Consider the following 13,722-nt stretch of genomic DNA (forward strand, 5'->3'; position numbering starts at 1 on the left):
TTTATCGCTTTTTTTGTTATAAAACCCCCTTTTTGTAAGTGATTCTAGCTGTCATGTCCTTGATGGAAGTGTTATAATAGTAAGAAGGATATTTTTTTGAGGTGATGAGATGCGTTTTTTACATACAGCAGATTGGCATATAGGAAAAAAATTGCAGGGCTACGATTTACTTAAAGAGCAAGAACATGTACTATCTGAGATTTTAACGATTGCGAAAAAGGAAAAAGTGGATGCGATCGTCATTGCAGGTGATCTCTATGATCGAAGCATCCCAGCCGTAGAAGCCGTAGAGATATTCAATCGGCTGATGATCAACTGGAACCTGAACGAAAAATTCCCGATTTTCGCTATCTCTGGAAACCATGATAGTAGTGTTCGATTATCTGCTGGCACGGAATGGTTCAGCCAAACAAAATTTTTTTTACACACCCGATTTGCTGAAGCTTTCCAACCTATCGACTATCAAAATACTCAATTTTTCTTATTGCCTTATTTTGAACCAATCTCTGCTAGAAGTTATTTTGAAGATGATACGATCCGCACGGTCCAACAAGCAATGGAAAAAGTGGTTGACCAGATGCAACTCGCTTTTGATCCTGAAAAAAAACAGGTGCTAGTCAGTCACTTTTTTGTGACTGGTAGTAAGAAATCAGATTCAGAAACAAAAATCGAAGTGGGCGGACTAGATGCGATTCCAGGTAGTTTATTGGAGCCATTTGATTATGTCGCGTTAGGACATCTCCATAATCAAGCGGCCTTGCAGCAAGAAAATGCTAGATACAGTGGTTCGCCGCTTAAATTCTCGCTTTCAGAAATCAATCAGAAAAAAGGTGTTTGGATCGTTGATCTAACTGACACCTTGGTGTTGGATTTTCAAGAAATCACACCTTTGTATGATCTCGCTGAAGTAACTGCTAGTTTTAAAGAATTATTAGATCCAAGTTTTTACCATACGATCAACCGAGAAAATTATTTGCAGATTTATTTAAAAGATCGCGCAGTTATCCCTAACATGATGAATCAACTACGAGCAATCTATCCTCGAATACTTGGTGTCGAACGTGTCAATGGACGGCATCGTTCCACAAGCAAACGACAGACACTTGAAATCAAGCAACCAAAGAAACTCGCGGAAACATTCTTTACTGAAATGGTGGATGAACCGATGACAGAACAACAAATGAGCTGGTTAGAAGAAACGTTGCAAGAACTCACAGAAACGGAATGATCAAGTATGAAACCACAGACGTTACGATTGAAAAATTTTGGCCCATTTATCGATGAAACGATTGATTTCTCAAAATTGACCCAAGCGGCCTTGTTTTTGATTACAGGAAAAACAGGGTCTGGCAAAACAACGATTTTTGATGGTATGACCTATGCGCTTTTTGGAGAAACATCTGGAAGGTTGCGGTCTGGCAAAGAGATGCGGTCATTATTTGCGACACCAGAAGACGAAACGAGTGTCTTTTTTTCGTTTGAACATCAACAGTTGCGTTATGAAGTCGAACGTAAGCCTGAACAATTGTTAGCTAAACGCAAGGGTGAAGGCATGAGAAAACAGGCGGCAAAAGTCAGTTTAACGATCTTTGATGAAAAAGGAAAAGAAATTCGACAATTAACAAAACGTAGTGAAGTTGATCAAGAAATCAAAGAACTATTGAATTTAGATGCGAAACAATTTTCACAGATCGTTTTACTGCCACAAGGAGAATTTCGGAATTTCTTGATTTCCTCTAGTAGTGAAAAAGAAACAGTTTTACGTAACTTATTTGGTACACAATTCTTTCAACGATTCACCGAACAATTGAAAGAAAAAGCCAAGAACAAGCAAAAAGAACTGGATCATTTGGAGCAAGAATTAGTCTTATTGCAAAGGCAATTTAGTTCCTATGAGGAGAAGCAACCGGCTGGTCTACAATCTTTTGAGACAGTGATCAATGAGTGGCACGAGCATCAAAATCAAATTTCAACAAGACTCGCATCAGAGCAAGAAGTATTAGAGCAACTGAAAGAAGAACAAAAAATCAGCGAGACGGATTACTACCACGGGAAAAATCAAAAATCTGCTTATGAAGAAAAGCAACAATTATTAGCAGAACAACAAATGCTCAATGAGCAACAGCAAGTGATCGAGGAGCACCAAAGGTGGATTTCTCATTATGAAGTTGCTCAGCAATTGCGCACCCCGCTTGAACGTAGCAAAGAATACCAAGAATCACTTACCACACAGGAAAGTGAAAAACAGCAACTAATTATTGCTTTCAATAAGGTGGCAAGTGATTTACAGAAATGGCAAGAACAGGCGGACGTACGAGAAAATACCGAAAAAAAAATAGCAAAAATGAGTCAAATGCTCCAAGAAAAGCAACGATTGATCCCAGTGGCTGATACTTTCAGAAAAAAACAATCGGAATTTTCCGTAATAGAAAAAAAAGTCAGTGAATTACAGCAAAAAATCCAACAACTGGCAGATCAGCAATTGATCCTTCAAGAAAGACAACAAATGAGTCAAACCGTTTTAGCAACACAAGGGGAACTACAAGAAAAACAGTTGGTTTATGAACGTTTACGTTTAGAAGGGGAACGTTACTGTGAACAACAGCAACACCTTGATCACCTTGACAAAGAACTAGTAAAAAATCATCAGTACTTTGAACAAACAACAGAGCAATTGGTAGGAAAACAACGATTACTTGAACAACAAACACACGATTTCAATCAATGTAAAAGCGACTGGGCAAAGCAACAAATTACTTATTTACAAACCCTATTGATACCTGGTGAACCTTGTCCAGTGTGTGGTGCAACGGAGCATCCATTGACACCGGATAATCGTGAATCAGTGCAAGAAAACTTAGCTGTGCTTGAAGAAAAAATGGTCCAAGCAGAACAATCGATCGAAAAAACGCATCAAGAAATTGGTCGGAAAGAAGCAGAAATCGAAAAAATCAACCAACAGCTTGCTCGTTTAAGCCAGCAACAAATGGAAACGAGTCAACAGTTGGATCAACAAGCAATTTATTTGAACACAGAGTTAAAAGACACCTTCCAAATAGATGTGCAAGAAAATATTGTTCAAGGGTTGGCGGAAATAGAGAAAACCCTCAATGCTCGTTTAAAGGAAATCAAAAAAGCAGAAGAAGCACATGTAAGGGTCATGGAAGAACTAGCCAGCAACAAAGAACAAATTGAACAGATCAAAGCGCAACAAATGCTCCATAATGAAAAAATCCAACGACTCCAAGGTGAGATGGCAGGATTGAGTCAACAATTAGTAACAGAAGACATTGATACTTTAGTAAAAGAAGCTGATCAATTAGCCAAACAGTCGAGCAAGAGCAAGCAAGAATTGGAAGAGCAAATGGCCCAAGGTGAGAAACTCCAGCAAGAATCAGCTGTTTTGACGACTAAAATCGAAACGTTGACTGAACAAATCGAAAAGACAACTGCTCAATATGGGAAAGAACAATGTAAAATCTCTAGTTTCTTGGAGCAACACACTGATTTTTCTTCGCAAGAAGCAATAGCAGCGTTGTTAAAAGAAACAGTCACATACGAAAATAGAAAAACAACGATCAAGGAGTATCAAACGAAACAGTTGGTGCTTTCCACTCGCTTAGAACAATTGGAACATGTCACCTATGATGAAAAATCCCAAGATTTGACAGTGTTGAGTGAACGAATCGAAAAAATCAAACAACACATTGAAGAGCAGCAACAATTGATCTATCACTTACAACAAGAGTATAAAACCAATCAGAAAGTGGTCATGGAATTTACTACAAGTTATCAAAATAGTCAGGAACAACTAGATGAATTGATCCAGTTGCAACAATTATCACAGACGATGAATGGTGAAAATCCTAAAAAAACAAGCATTGAACGTTATGTCTTGCAAGTTTATTTACAAGAAGTCTTGCAAGTCGCTAATGAACATTTGATACGATTGACAAAAAGCCGCTATCAGTTTGAATTAGATGAAGAAGTCGGTAGTTACCGGGGAAAGACTGGTCTGGAGATCAACGTGTACGATGATGAAGCAGGAACGACCAGAGGATCGCATACTTTATCCGGAGGCGAAAGCTTTATTGCTGCATTATCATTAGCTTTAGCCTTGGCAGAAGTGATTCAAGCGCAAGCTGGTGGGATCACGATCGAAGCATTGTTTATTGATGAAGGGTTTGGTTCACTGGATGAAGAAGCCTTGGAAATGGCGATGGAAGCATTAGAAACAGTTGAAAGCGAAGGCAGGATGATCGGGATCATCAGCCATGTACGTGAGTTGAAAGAACGTGTCTTGCAACAAATACGAATTGATACAAAAGGTAGTGGACAGAGTGAAATACGCTACCATTTTGGTTAAGAAGGGAGATTGATAACAATGAAATGGAGTATTCCGGAAAAAGTCATTGCAAGAGGGCGTCAATATTTGCAAGAAGACCGTGTGTTATCGGTTGTCCCAGATCAAGAAGACAATGTGTGGCATGCAGAGGTTTTAGGTAGTGAGCTGTATTTAGTTGATTTAGATGGTACAGCAAAAGAAATCGACTACTGTCAATGCCCATACTGGGAAGAACATCATTATTGCAAGCACACTGTTGCAGTAGAACTTTATTTACGATCGAAACAACTTTCTCGTATCATGCAGAAAGATCAAAAAATGATTGAACCAACGAAAAAGTCCAGTGAAGGAGAACTGTTGACAAAAGGATTTGCCCGATTAAAAGGGAAGACTTCTACTAAATCCTTGCAACCCTTAGTGATCGATTATCATGTCGAACAGATCGAAACCAATCAATACCATCCAGAACTGTCTATTTTGGCGGTATATCTACGTGTGGGCTTTCTAGAAACACCTAAGAAGACATACATCGTAAAAAATATTTATGAATTTTTACAGGCGTATACAGAAGAAGAAAACTATACGGTCAATAAACAGTATCAATTCCGTTTAGAGCACCGAGTTTTCCAACAAGAAGATCAACAACTAATGGATCTATTCGCAGGTATTGCACAGACGCAAACATTATTAGGCGCAAACGGTGTCTTGGTAAAAGGGAAATTAGACAAGCGTTACTTACTTTTGCCAATCGATCAGTCGAAATCTTTGTTAGAGCGTATGAATCAATCGACACGTTTGAAACTACAGATCAATGATCAAACTTATCATGGCATCCAGTTTTCAGACGATACGAAACCGCTAAGTTTTCAAGTCAAGAAGAGAGAAATACAGTATCAATTGACTGCCGTAAGTGACTTTGATTTGTACTTGTCTCACTATCAGTGGGGGATCAGACAAGGTACTATCTATCATTTGACTAAACAGCAACAGACGATCTATTTGACTTGGAAACAACTGATGAAACGTTTTGAAGAGCCAGAAGTTGCCTTTCATAAAAAAGAATTGTCTTCTTTATTTAAAGAAATTTTACCGCTTTTAGATCAGATAGGAACCGTTGCTATTGATGATGAAGTGACAGCAGAAGTCGCAGATATTCCAGTAGAGTTTGTCTTTGTTTTTAAAAAAATGAAAGGGAAAATTCAAGCAAGGATCGATTTTGTATATGGAGATGTTGTGTTCTCCACAGATGAACGACATGAAACGCTTGCTGAGCAAACTACCGAAATATTGAGAGATACGGCGCAAGAACATCGGGTTCTTGATTTGTTTCGTATGTACCGTTACCGGAAAAATAAAACGGGCTACGAACGTCCATTACCTGAAGGTGAAGCATTGTATCAGTTTTTCCGGACAGAATTAGCTGTTTTTCGTCAATTTGGAGAAGTCCGTATAGGAAAAAAATTACGGGAATTATATCTAGATGCACAAAAACACCAACCACAGATTGAAGTAGAAGAAACAGGATCATGGCTAGATATCCGCTTTGATGTGACAGGAATCAACGAGCATGAAATCGACAATGTTTTGCAGAGTTTGTTAAGAAATGATTCATTTTATACCTTAGAAAGTGGACAGGTATTGTCTTTTGATTCAGAAGAATTCCAACAAACAAGCAAAATCCTACAACAATTCAGAGATACGATCCGTTCAGACGATGGCGTTATCCAAGTGCCAAAAAATCAAGGATTGATGATCAAAGAACAATTTACAGGAAGTAATGCTAGTTTTGGCGATTCTTTCCAACAAATGACTCAAGACTTGATCGATCCTACGAATTACGAAGCCGCTTTACCAAAGAATTTACAAGCAGAGCTTAGAGACTATCAGAAGCAAGGATTCCAATGGTTGAAAATGTTAGGTCATTATCAATTTGGTGGCATTTTAGCTGATGAAATGGGTCTAGGGAAAACGTTGCAGACTATTGCTTTTCTGCTTTCGGAGAAAGAAGAAAAAGGTTCATTGGACGCCTTGATTGTAGCACCGGCGAGTTTGATCTATAACTGGCAAGCCGAAGTGAAAAAGTTTGCGCCCTCATTGAGTGTCCAAGTGATCAATGGCAATAAGAAAGAGCGAGAAACTTTGTTAGTTGAAAAAGTAGATATTCGTGTTACTTCTTATGCGAGCTTACGTCAGGATCTTTCAGAATATCAATCATCGACAATTAATTATTTAGTCTTAGATGAAGCGCAAATGGTGAAAAATAGCAGCACAAAGACTGCTCAAGCTTTACGAGAGTTGCATATTCCGCAGCGGTTTGCTTTAAGTGGGACACCAATCGAAAATAGCCTTGAAGAACTATGGTCACTATTTGCTACGATCATGCCAGGGTTCTTTCCGAATCGGACACGTTTTAGAGAATTGACGACAGATGAAATCGCGCAAATGATCCGACCTTTTGTTTTAAGACGAGATAAGCAAACAGTTCTCAAAGATTTACCAGAAAAAACTGAAATGAACCTTTATTCTGCGTTGACGGAAGAACAAAAAACAGTGTATCTTGCCTATTTGAGACAAATGCGTGAAGAAGTATCAGCTATGGATTCAGAGTCGTTCAAAAAGAATCGGATCGGCATCTTGGCAGGACTGACACGTTTACGTCAAATTTGTTGTGATCCTCGCTTGTTTGTAGAAGACTATCAAGGTGGATCAGGTAAGTTAGAACAAGTAAAAGATTTATTACTAGCAGCAAAAGAAAATAACCGTCGTGTCTTGTTATTCTCCCAATTTACAGGTATGTTGACGATCCTTCAAGAGGAGTTAGCTGAATTAGGGTTAAGTACCTTTTATTTACGAGGAAGTACAAAGGCACAAGATCGTTTAACCATGGTCGATGCTTTCAACGCGGGTGAAAAAGATGTCTTTCTTATTTCACTTAAAGCAGGAGGGACTGGGTTAAATCTAACTGGCGCAGATACAGTCATCCTTTATGATTTATGGTGGAACCCAGCGATCGAAGAACAAGCTGCTGGAAGAGCCCATCGTATTGGACAAAAAAATGTTGTTGAAGTATGGCGAATGATTGCTGAAGGAACAATCGAAGAACGAATGGATTCCTTACAGCAAGAAAAACGAGAATTGTTCCAAAAAGTAATCCAAGGAAACGAAGAACAATTGACGAAACTAACAGAAGACGATATTCGTTTGATTCTAAGTATTGGTGAAAATGACGAATAAAACGTAAAGATCATTTATTGAGTAATTACTCTCTTATACAGGAAACAGTAAATAAGCCAAGGAAGATAGCCTCGCAAATCTGCGCAGTGATCTTCCTTGGCTTTGCTTGTTTATTTATTCGCAGATGCTTATTTGATCAGACAAGCTGAGCTTCTCCTACAGCAGTTTTTATAGCGGATAGCAGTTGATCGAACTCATTGATCTCTACATCACACACCGGATGCTCGTTGACGGAACGCTTGCGGTGATTAAACCATAACGTCTGCCAATTGGCACTCTTAGCACCTAACACATCGTTTTCGTAATTATCGCCAACGTATAGGGTTTCATTAGGTGACATATTGAAAGTTTTCTCGGCTAATTGGAAGATTTCCTTTTCTGGTTTTTGAAAGCCAGTTGCTTCAGAAACTAGCATACAATCAGCAGGAATCCAATTTGTTAATTGAAGTTGATTTAATTTTTTTGTTTGATGATCAGTTGGTCCATTGGTGATGATCCCTAATGGAATATTTTTTTCTTTAAGAAAATCAAGTGTTTTTTTTACTTCAGGATGAAGAGAGATATTTGCTAGTTCCTCTTCGTAGACTTCTTGGAAAACCAAGCATTTTTCATCAGAGATAGGTGAATAACCTAGATCGATTAAGGACTGACTAATGCGGTGTGCACGCATATAATCAAGTGTCCATTCTCCAGCCATGACTTTTGGGAAATTCTCGTCGCTGTGATGGCGGAAACGGATATATAATCCATGCATATCTTCTTTTGCTACTTGAGGTACCACGCTTTGAACTGAATTCTTAAATGGTTGTTGCTGATCATACATTGTATCGTCAACATCAAATACAACTGATTTAATCAAATTATTACACGCCTTTCAATATTCTATCTTTTCACAAATCCTCGCTTATTGTATCAAAAAAAAGGTGATAAAAACGTTGAGATTTAAAGGTTTTTATTACTATATTTCTGATTACTTGACAGAATAAGGTTTGTGTATTTTAGTTTTTTTAACTAAAAATAATTAATTTTATTATAAAGAAATCAACAAATCTATTTTCCACTTCGCCAAATGGATTATAATAGTAAAAAATAAATAAAACAAAAGACAACTTGTTTTTTTAATACAGAAAAAATAAAATTAGTAAAATATAAAATAACGTTAACTAGCAAGCTGGCTAGTAGGTTTTGACTTTTCCATTGAACGCATCCGTTACTTCAATTTTATAGTCGCGTTAAAATCAACATTTTTTTAGTTTTTTTTATTTTCTAAGTTTAAAAAATTTTTTGTTATTAAATAAATAAAAAACATTACACGTGAAAAAAACGCTATCATTCTTAAAGTTTTCAAAAAGACTAGTACAGATTTTTGTGCTGTGTTATGTGTTTTTTGTATTGTAAAAGTATTTGAAAACTCTAATTTTTTTACTTAGAATTAAGTAGAAACCTTGGTTTAACTGAATATCTGTCTTAGATAACTTTCATTTTTTTTTAAAATAATTTAAAAAAAAGCTAGCTATTTAAATGTTGATTGGGTATAATAGAAACAGATGGAAGATATTCAGGATCTTCTGTTACAAAAATGTGGCTATAATCACAAAAAGGAGTGATGCACGTTGTTAACACTATATACTTCCCCAAGTTGTACTTCCTGCAGAAAGGCTCGTGCGTGGTTGCAAGAGCATCAGATTCCATTTGTAGAGCGAAATATTTTTTCAGAACCTCTTAATAGCTCTGAATTAAAAGCAATTTTACAAATGACGGAAGACGGAACAGAAGAAATTATTTCTACCCGTTCAAAAGTTTTCCAAAAATTAAACATGGATCTTGATGAGTTACCATTACAAGAACTTTTAGAGCTTGTACAAAACAATCCTGGTTTGTTACGTAGACCAATTATGATCGATAACAAACGTCTACAAGTTGGCTTTAATGAAGATGAAATTCGTCGTTTCTTACCACGAGATGTTCGTCAATTAGAATTACGTCAAGCCCAGCTAATGGCTGGTTTATAGAAAACACAGAATGAAACTTAGGAGGATGTGATGTCTTTCTAAGTTTTTTTTATTAAAAATAAATTGTATTTTTTTAGGACTTAATGATTTTTTCTTTACATTTATTCTTATTTCGCTACAATTAATCTATATGGATAGTTGGGATAAAGTGAGGTGTAGCATATGGAAATGGAACATATCAATGAGAATACGATTCGTGTAATGATTGGTCATGATGACCTAGAAGAACGTGGGGTCTCATTTTTAGATTTATTAGGTAACCACAGAGAAATTGAAAACTTTTTTTATAGTATCTTAGAAGAAGTGGATATTGAAGAGGAGTTCCAAAGTAGCGAAGCTGTCACTTTCCAAGTTTTGCCAAAAGGGGATGGCCTAGAGCTGTTTATCAGTAAGAATATGCCAGACGAAGAGATCGGTCAAAACAATGAATCGACGTTGAATAGCGCAGATGTTAGTGAGTTTCTTCAAGGTCAAATGCTTACAAATGAAGAGGAAAGCGACTTAACAGAATCAACTACTGCAAGTGAACAACGAGCAATCTTTGTATTCAATGACTTTGAGCAAGTGATCCAGCTTGCCAATGATGTTCAGTTAGAATCAGCTTGGACAGATCTATACCAATTAGAAGAACGTTATTATTTAGTTGTTCACTTTTGGATGGAAAATCTAAATCAAATCGATGTTGAAAATCAATATGCACGTATTTTAGAATTCGCTGAAAAAAGTACACGAACAGCTGAAGCATTGAATGAATACGGGCAGCAATTGATGGAACGTAATGCGCTGGAACGTATAAAATTTTATTTTGAATAAAGCATAGGATAAGCTAACATAGCGATAGTTGACATTGCTAGGTATGCTTTGTCGAGGGTCTCAACATTTGTTGAGACCTTTTTTGTTGGCGTATTTATCTAATGAAAGGAAGTGAGTCGATGCTACTCGCCAAAGACAAAGAAGGGTCTGTTTTTTTAGCAACTGATGCAACAAAAGAGTACGACTACTATTGTCCAAACTGTGGGAATCAGGTATTTTTAAAAAGAGGAATGAAGAGGATCCCCCATTTTTTCCATCATGATACTTTGGGCTGCCAAGTATTTAGTGAGGCGGAATCTGAAGAGCATCTTAATCTAAAAAGACAATGTTTCCGATGGTTGAAAAAAAGCTATCCAAGAGTAGAAATGGAAGGGTATCTATCACAACTGATGCAACGTCCGGATATCTTGGTTGGTCATCATGCGTTTGAGATCCAATGCTCTCCATTGTCTTATGAGCGAATGATCGAAAGAACGATCAATTACAAAGCAAATGGGTATGTTGTTTGGTGGCTATTAGGAATGAAATTTTTCAAAAGGAACGATCGCTTAAGATTAGAAAAAAAGTTTTGCTACTATGACGATTTACGACAGCTCCACTTTTGGCAAATCGACTGGTCTACGCAAAAGGTTTACTTATATAGTCAGATACTCACAGACTTATCGGGGGAAATCAGGTTTGAACAATCTTCTTGGTCCTTTTTCGAGAAAGAGCTATTAACAGTATTAGAAGTCGAAAGTGGCTCATTGCGAAAAATACCAAGTCCTTCTTCCGTGAAAGCAAAAGATTGGTTAGCAAAACAAATCATTCGAAAAAATAAAAAAGTATTGGGAGTACAAGAACAGTGCTATCTAAGAAAGAAGCATGTGCTTTATCTTGAATCGTGGTTCTATGAAGGAAGTGATTTCTTTTGCTTTTTTTCTGAACAAGTATTCTTTTATCGGTTGCTGTTTTCACAGATGAAATGCAAAGAGAATGATAAGAAAACAAGTTCTTTCGATAAGTGGTATCAGGAAATCAAGAAATATAAAAATGAGTGGTTATTTCCTTTGATTGATGAACAAAAAATTTATCGATTGTTTTATGAAGAGTGTAAACGTTTAGTACAAAAATAATAATCAGAGAAGAATTCCATATACAAAACATGAAAGAGTTATGATAAACTCAAAAGAGTAAGTAAAAAGTAACTATTATTTTTTATTCAGAAAAGCATAGTTGCAAAGATGAACAAAAGGAGTGGAACAGATGAGCGAAACAACGAAGTTACCAAATAGAGAAGATTTGCCTGACAAATTGACATGGGACCTAACACCAATCTTTTCAAGCGATCAAGAATTTGATAAAAAGTACGAAGAATTGACTGAAGAATTAAAAAATTCTGAGCATTATAAAGGAACATTAGGCAATGGAGCAACAGCATTTTTGGAGGCGCTTGAATTTGTCTTAACAATGTATCGTAAAGTTGAGCTTATTTATGTCTATTCCCATTTAAAAAATGATCAAGATACGACAAATACGACATATCAAGCATTGTATGCTCGTGCTGGAAGTTTACTTTCAAAAGTGAGTGAAGCAATTGCTTGGTATGAGCCAGAAGTATTGCAACTTTCTGATGAGCAAATTTGGCAATATTTTGAAGAAGAACCAAAATTAGAAGTTTATCGTCATTATGTCAAACAAATGGTTGATAACCGCGCACACATCTTGTCAGCAGATCAAGAAGCATTACTTGCTGGAGCCGGAGAAATCTTTGGTGCTTCAAGTGGTACCTTTGCAGTGTTGAATAATGCTGATTTAGAGTTCCCAACAATCACTGGTGAGAATGGTGAAAAGATCCAATTATCGCATGGTGTATATGGTCAATTATTAGAAAGTACAAATCGCGAAGTACGTGAAGCAGCGTTCAAAGGACTATACAGCGTATATGCACAATTTAGAAACACCTTTGCTTCCACACTTGGAACACATATCAAAGGACACAACTTCAAAGCCAAAGCACGTCGATACGCTTCTGCCAGAGAAGCTGCACTAAGCAATAACCATATTCCTGAAAGTGTTTATGATACTTTAGTTACTGTTGTGAACAAACATTTGCCGTTATTGCATCGATATATGGAACTACGTAAACGACTATTAAATTTAGATACGTTGCATATGTATGATCTGTATACGCCAGTATTAGGTGAAGCACCAATCAAATTTACGTATGAAGAAGCAGTAGAAAAAGCCATTGAATCACTTGCACCAATGGGAGAAGAATATCTAGCTGTCGTAAAAGAAGCATTTTCAAACCGTTGGATTGATGTAGTCGAGAATAAAGGGAAACGCAGTGGCGCTTATTCTTCTGGTAGTTATGATACCAACCCTTACATCCTGATGAACTGGCATGATACGTTGGATCAACTGTTCACCTTGGTCCATGAAATGGGACATAGTGTCCACAGCTATTTCACACGTTCGAATCAACCTTTCGTCTACGGCGACTATTCAATCTTTTTAGCCGAGATTGCGTCAACAACAAATGAAAATATTTTGACCGAACATTTATTAGCGACCGAAGAAGATCCTCGGGTTCGTGCTTATGTCTTGAATCATTATTTAGATGGTTTTAAAGGAACAATTTTCCGTCAAACACAATTTGCAGAGTTTGAACACTTCATGCATCAAGAAGATGCAAAAGGAACACCTTTGACGAGTGAGTACCTAAGTGAAAGCTATGGCGAATTAAATGCTAAGTATTATGGTCCGGCTGTTGAAAAAGATCCAGAAATCAAAGATGAATGGGCGCGTATCCCACATTTCTACTATAATTATTATGTCTATCAATACTCAACAGGATTTTCTGCTGCATCTGCTTTAGCGAAGAAAATCTGGGAGAAAGAACCAGGTGCATTAGATGCTTACCTAACGTATCTAAAAGCAGGAAACAGCGATTATCCAGTAGAAGTAATGAAGAAAGCTGGTGTGGACATGACCCAAGCAGCTTATATTGAAGATGCAATGGCCGTGTTTGAACAACGATTAAATGAATTAGAAGCATTAGTGGAAGAATTATAGAAATCATGTGTTGAGTGATCTATTGATTGGATCTTTCTAGGTCCGTTCTGATCCTGCCAAAAACCGGAAAAGTGTGTGAGTTTCTCACTCAACACTTTTCCGGTTCTTACTGTTAAAAATAACATGAGAATTCAAAAATTAAGGTTTGGATTTTCGGTTTATAGTATATTGACAGGGATAGTAAAGTTGATGCGGTGGCTAGCCTTAAGAAAAGAGGTGATACCTATGTTGATCTGTGGCTTTCTTCTAGAAAGGAATAAG

8 protein-coding genes are annotated in these 13,722 nt (G+C 37.0%); 7 read left to right on the forward strand and 1 reads right to left on the reverse strand.

The window, feature by feature from the left end; translation table 11 throughout:
- The first annotated feature begins 109 nt into the window (after positions 1 to 109).
- The 3 genes from P3R27_RS00240 to P3R27_RS00250 are packed head-to-tail and all read left to right on the forward strand — an operon-like array spanning position 110 to position 7,579.
- Positions 110 to 1,228 carry an exonuclease SbcCD subunit D gene (locus tag P3R27_RS00240; RefSeq protein WP_034687164.1) on the forward strand — a complete coding sequence of 373 codons (1,119 nt, stop codon included), beginning with the start codon at positions 110 to 112 and terminating at the stop codon, positions 1,226 to 1,228.
- 6 nt (positions 1,229 to 1,234) lie between these two features.
- Positions 1,235 to 4,366 (forward strand): AAA family ATPase, encoded by a 3,132-nt coding sequence (locus P3R27_RS00245; protein WP_034687162.1) that lies wholly within the window; start codon positions 1,235 to 1,237, stop codon positions 4,364 to 4,366.
- 18 nt (positions 4,367 to 4,384) lie between these two features.
- Positions 4,385 to 7,579, forward strand: a complete 3,195-nt coding sequence (locus P3R27_RS00250) for a DEAD/DEAH box helicase (protein ID WP_034687160.1) — start codon at positions 4,385 to 4,387, stop codon at positions 7,577 to 7,579.
- A 136-nt stretch (positions 7,580 to 7,715) separates the two neighbouring features.
- Here the strand turns inward: P3R27_RS00250 and P3R27_RS00255 are convergent, their stop codons facing one another.
- Positions 7,716 to 8,438 (reverse strand): HAD family hydrolase, encoded by a 723-nt coding sequence (locus tag P3R27_RS00255; RefSeq protein WP_034687158.1) that lies wholly within the window; start codon positions 8,436 to 8,438, stop codon positions 7,716 to 7,718.
- 754 nt (positions 8,439 to 9,192) lie between these two features.
- On the opposite strand from P3R27_RS00255, the gene spxA reads away from it, so the two are divergent.
- The 4 genes from spxA (at position 9,193) to pepF (ending at position 13,461) form a co-directional block, all read left to right on the forward strand.
- On the forward strand, positions 9,193 to 9,591 hold the full coding sequence (gene spxA, locus P3R27_RS00260; RefSeq protein WP_019723016.1) for a transcriptional regulator SpxA: 399 nt from the start codon (positions 9,193 to 9,195) through the stop codon (positions 9,589 to 9,591).
- A gap of 162 nt (positions 9,592 to 9,753) precedes the next feature.
- Positions 9,754 to 10,404, forward strand: a complete 651-nt coding sequence (locus P3R27_RS00265; protein WP_034687155.1) for an adaptor protein MecA — start codon at positions 9,754 to 9,756, stop codon at positions 10,402 to 10,404.
- 119 nt (positions 10,405 to 10,523) lie between these two features.
- Positions 10,524 to 11,519, forward strand: coding sequence for a competence protein CoiA (locus P3R27_RS00270; protein ID WP_126134356.1), 996 nt, complete (start codon positions 10,524 to 10,526; stop codon positions 11,517 to 11,519).
- Positions 11,520 to 11,649: 130 nt separating this feature from the next.
- Entirely contained in the window at positions 11,650 to 13,461 is a 1,812-nt protein-coding gene (gene pepF, locus P3R27_RS00275) for an oligoendopeptidase F (RefSeq protein ID WP_034687152.1), read from the forward strand.
- The last annotated feature ends 261 nt before the right edge of the window (positions 13,462 to 13,722 follow it).

Origin of the sequence: Enterococcus spodopteracolus, assembly GCF_030441955.1 — a bacterium.
GTDB lineage: Bacteria > Bacillota > Bacilli > Lactobacillales > Enterococcaceae > Enterococcus_B > Enterococcus_B spodopteracolus.